Genomic DNA, 4570 nt, shown 5'->3' on the forward strand with positions numbered 1-4570 from the left:
ATCGGGCGGAACCCGGTGACACGTTGCAGTTTCGAGACATCGGGCAGGCGGCGCTGCATATCTTCGAAGCCTTCGGGATAGACCGTGTCGTAAGGAACACATTGAATTTCCGAGGCAGAGCAGGTCGTTCGGATGACCTGTTCGGCCAGCTCGCGGATCGTGACCTCCTGATCGGTGCCGACATTGAAGACGTCGCCGCGCGCCTCGGGCAGGGTCATCAGACGGCACATGGCCTCGACCACATCGGCGACATGGCCGAAGCAGCGCGATTGCTCGCCAGTGCCGTGCACCATCAGCGGAGCGCCTTCCAGCGCGGATTTCACGAAATTCGGCAGCACCATCCCATAGCGCCCGGTCTGACGCGGGCCGGTGGTGTTGAAGAACCGCAGCACCGTGACAGGCAGGTCGGATTCCCGCGCATGGGCCAGCGCCAGAAACTCGTCCAGCGTCTTGGCGCAGGCATAAGACCAGCGCAGATTGCGGGTGGCGCCGATGGTCAGATCACCTTCTTCCTGAAAGGGGAAATTGGTGCTTTTGCCATAAACCTCGGAACTGGAGGCGATGAAGGTATGTGTCTTGTCCACCAGCGCGGCATCCAAAACGTTTTCCGTGCCCGCAACATTGGTCAGGATCGACCGGCTGGGTTCATCCATGATCAGCTTGACCCCAACGGCCGCCGCCAGATGGAACACCACATCCGCCGGTCCAACCAGATCAGCGACCAGCTGGCGATCCAGAATACTGCCTTTGACGAAGGTAAAACCGGGGTGATCCGCAACGCTGGTCAGATTGGACATGAGCCCCGTTGACAGATCGTCCAGAGCTGTGACGGTATGGCCATCCCCGATCAGTCTTTCCGTCAGATGAGAGCCGATAAACCCAGCCCCGCCGGTCACCAGAATATGCATATCTATATACCTGTCACTTGTTCAGAACCACTGTGCCGGAGTGTACAATCTGTCCCGCGCCTCCGGCTATAGTCGCGGATGAAAAAAGCTGTGCTCACCAAGGTTTCCCCCGAATGGCCGCACGCACGCCGCGCATCATCTTGCGCGCTGCAAGATAGGGCCCGCCGCGCCCGGCAAGATGGGCCTTCCAGCGGGCGATGTCGGTGAAATAGAACATCTCGAGCCGCGGCAGATCGTGCATATCATCGCCCGCTTTTGCCACGCCCAGCCTTGTACCGACCGAAGTGATGTAGTGACGGGCGATCCGCGCGCGTATGGTCGGGTTCGATGCCCCATAAGGGGGAGCAAAATGGCGAATGGGCTGATCAAGCCGGGCGGTAATGTCCTGACCAGGGCCGTTTATCTCGTCCTCAAGTGCCTCAGGGTCCAGCGTGGTGAGGTCGGGATGGCTGATACTATGCGCCCCAAAACAGACCCCTTCTTCGGCCAGTGCCGCAACCGTGTCCCACCCCATCAGCGGGCGCGGGGGGACATGTCCGCCGGCCCAGCTGTCACTGCCGCCCATCCGGCCAGAGGGCAGATAGACGATCGGGCAAAAGCCGTGATCGCGCAGGATCGGCCAGGCGGTATCGGCGAAATCTTCGAACCCGTCATCAAAACTGATGATGACCACGCGGGGGGCAGGCGGGTTGGCCAGCGCATCCGGTGTGACCACTGGCAGGCCCGAGTCCGCAAGCGCCTGCATCTGGGCTTTGAACACCTCGGGTGCAATCGAGGTCGGCCCCGGCGCATCCGAAATCGAATGATACATCAGGATATCGGCCTGCCAGGCGGGCATGGATCAGTCTTCCACCACATGGGTGGCAAAGACCTCGCGGTATTTGTTCCATTTTACGCGGTCGACATGGCCCTTGCCGTCAATGCAATCCGCCGCGCCATAAGCCATGGCAAAAGCGTGGTGCGTATTATCGTGCGCAAAAAGGCCCTGCCGCCCAAATACGAGCAATCCGTCCATATCTGAGAGCCACTGATCCACCGTATCGAACCGGTCTTCATAGCCCACATCGTAAACCGGATAGGCATGACTCAGCCGCCGGGTTTCGCAGCGGCGCACCGGGACCGTGACGGGCAGGCCCAGCTGGCCCAGCCATTTGGTGAATTCCTGCCCCAGTTCTTCGTCGGACATCGACCACCATTTCTCATCCGGGTCGCAGGGCAGCTCGGCACACAGAACGGTGACGCCCTTCGGCTCGCCACTGGCGTTATAGTTCTTGGGCTCTGACATGCGGCTGATCGGGATCGACAGTTCGGGGAAGTAATGCGCGTCGAACTCGGTGAACTGGTCGGTCTCCAGCACCAGATACAGCAGGATCATGCCCCGGAAGCGGATGGCGCGGGCCGCCTCGACCACCTCTGGCGGAGCATCGCCGATCAGGCGCGTCAGCCCGGTCAGCGGGATGGTCGACAGGATCAGATCGCCGGTCATGCGCCGCTCGCCATCTTCGTCGCGGATCGTCAGCCCGGTGATGCGGTTGCCGTCCCGCTCGATGGCGGTGATTTCGGTGTTGAACAGGAAGGTGGCGCCATTGCTTTCCGCACTGTTCCGCATCGCGTCCGAGATCTGTCCGAACCCCTTGCGCGGATAAAAGAACCGCCCCGCCGTTTCACTGCGCAACCCCGGCAACAGGCGCAGCATCTTCATCAGGATCTTGCCGACCGAGCCGCTGCCAACCCGACGCTCGGCCAGTTTCACCGCCAGCTTGTCCGGATCCAGCCCCCAAAGCTTGCGCACGTAAGGGAAATAGAAATTGTCCGAAATCGTCGGCCCCAGCCCGTCATAGAGCACGGTCGAGAATGTCTCGGGGCCTTCGCTTTTCTTGCGGAAGGGCTTTAGCGCCATGTCCCCGATCAGCGACGCAGCAAAGGGTTTGGGCAGGCGCATCAGCGCATCGGTCAGTTTCAGCGGAAAGTGAATCCATTTGCCGCCCAGCCGGATGCGCCCATGGCGTGGGCGCAGCAGTAGATCATCCCCCAGCAGGGCTTTTACATCGGCCAGAACTTCGGGCTCGGCCGCCGGATGAAACCGGTGCGAGCCATAGTCGCAAATCACGCCTTCGACCGGGAACGAGGCCGAATTGCCCCCCGCAACAGGCGCACGTTCGATCACGGTCACACGGGCCTGCCCGGTCAGGGCATGGGCAGCGGCCAGGCCAGCGGGCCCAGCCCCCAGAATGATGATATGGGGCTTATCGCCGCCTTGGTTTTGGGAAGCATCCGTCACTTGCACTCTTCCTTCTGGGAACTTGCCGGAGCGCTGAACCGCATCCCGGACATGGTCAGAACCAGCGCGCCAAACCCGCCCGCCGCAAACAAAACAACCTGCCAGACAAGCCCCGCGGCCACGACTGCGGCGGCGCTGGCGCCAAAGGGGGCGAGAAAACCGGCCAGCGTCGCCTCGCGCAGGCCCAGCCCGTTCAGCGAGACCGGCAGCACGGCAATGATCTTGGCCAGTGGCCAGGCAAAGATCCATGGTCCGGCGGCCACATCGACACCCGCTGCGATGGCCAGCCACCAGGCCAGCAGAACCAGCAACAGCTGAATCAGCACAGATGCAATGAAGGCCACGGCCAGCGTTCCGGGCTTACGGCCCATTTCAGCCAGCGCATCGGACAAACGATGAGCAAAGCCTTTGCCGGGCAGGGACGGCACATAGCGCCAGGGCAGGGGCAGCAGGCGCGGCAAAGCGACCATGCCCGCCAGCGCCGCCAGCAAGACCAGAGCCACCGGCCAGATCATATGCCCGCCCGCAGCGCTTTCCCATGTCAGGACCAGCCCCAGGCAAGAGAGTGTCAGCAGGGCCACCATATCGATCAGCCGGTCAACGGTTGCGCCCGCGACAACCTGTGCGCCGTCCTTCATCGCGGCTTGCGCCAGACCGGCGCGGACTGTGTCGCCGCCAATCGCACCCGGCAGGCACAGGTTGGCGGCCAGCCCGGCAAAATGTGCCCGGATGGCCAGCGGGGCGGCAAACCCGCGCCCCAGCAGCAGCCACCATTTCAACGCCGCCGCGACATGGGCCAGCAGAAACAAGGCCAGCACGCAGGCAAAAACCCAAACCGGGATGGCTTTCAGCGCCGCCAAAATCGCCTCGGCAGGCAGAATCCAGAACAGGATTGCCAGCACCACGACCGATCCGGCAACCCGGATCAGCCAGCGCCGTTGACTTGGATCGGAAAGCATGCCGCCGCTCCTGTCAGGGTCTCAGGTGCAGCCGCGAAATCATGTCGGCAATCAGTCCCAATGACCAGATCATGATTGCCGCCAGGAACGAGAACACTGCCGTTTCGCTGAGGTTCCAGTAGAACATGTCGACAATGAATTTCACCGTTCCCAGCGTGAAAAACGCCAGGCCCAGTGGGATGAACACCCGCAGCGGGTTGAACAAAGTGCTGATACGCAAGATCAGGATGATAAAGTTCAGAAAATCGATCGGCCGGATTTTCGATTTTCCCACCCGTTTACCATATTCGATCGGCGTATAGATCATCCGCTTGCCATTCGAGGTCATGCACAGCGTGATCGTGGTGGTGAACGAAAAATTCTGCGGCAGAAGCGGCAGGAACGGGATCAACTCGGACTTGCGGAACACGCGCAGGCCCGAG

Annotated in this window: 5 protein-coding genes; all 5 read right to left on the reverse strand. The window is 61.6% G+C overall.

Annotated features, from left to right (window positions below; all coding sequences use genetic code 11):
* On the reverse strand, positions 1-908 hold a 908-nt coding region (locus AC2FNU_RS24095), incomplete at its 3' end, for an NAD-dependent epimerase/dehydratase family protein (RefSeq protein WP_496793857.1).
* A 94-nt stretch (positions 909-1002) separates the two neighbouring features.
* Positions 1003-1746: a polysaccharide deacetylase family protein gene (locus AC2FNU_RS24100; RefSeq protein ID WP_496793862.1), complete on the reverse strand. Its 744-nt coding sequence runs from the start codon at positions 1744-1746 to the stop codon at positions 1003-1005.
* Positions 1747-1749: 3 nt separating this feature from the next.
* Entirely contained in the window at positions 1750-3189 is a 1440-nt protein-coding gene (locus AC2FNU_RS24105; protein WP_496793867.1) for a protoporphyrinogen/coproporphyrinogen oxidase, read from the reverse strand.
* A complete protein-coding gene (locus AC2FNU_RS24110; protein WP_496793871.1) occupies positions 3186-4148 on the reverse strand; it encodes a lysylphosphatidylglycerol synthase transmembrane domain-containing protein in 963 nt (320 codons plus the stop codon). The genes AC2FNU_RS24105 and AC2FNU_RS24110 overlap by 4 nt, the downstream gene beginning before the upstream one ends.
* Before the next feature lie 13 nt (positions 4149-4161).
* A partial coding sequence (locus AC2FNU_RS24115) for a hypothetical protein (RefSeq protein WP_496793875.1) occupies positions 4162-4570 on the reverse strand: 409 nt, incomplete at its 5' end.

It is taken from the genome of Ruegeria sp. BHSB064, assembly GCF_059613205.1.

What these genes read in the sequence shown, in the direction of transcription:
- AC2FNU_RS24110 (WP_496793871.1), bottom strand. Translation starts at nt 4,148, where the DNA reads ATGCTTTCCGATCCAAGTCAACGGCGCTGGCTGATCCGGGTTGCCGGA.
- AC2FNU_RS24100 (WP_496793862.1), bottom strand. Translation starts at nt 1,746, where the DNA reads ATGCCCGCCTGGCAGGCCGATATCCTGATGTATCATTCGATTTCGGAT.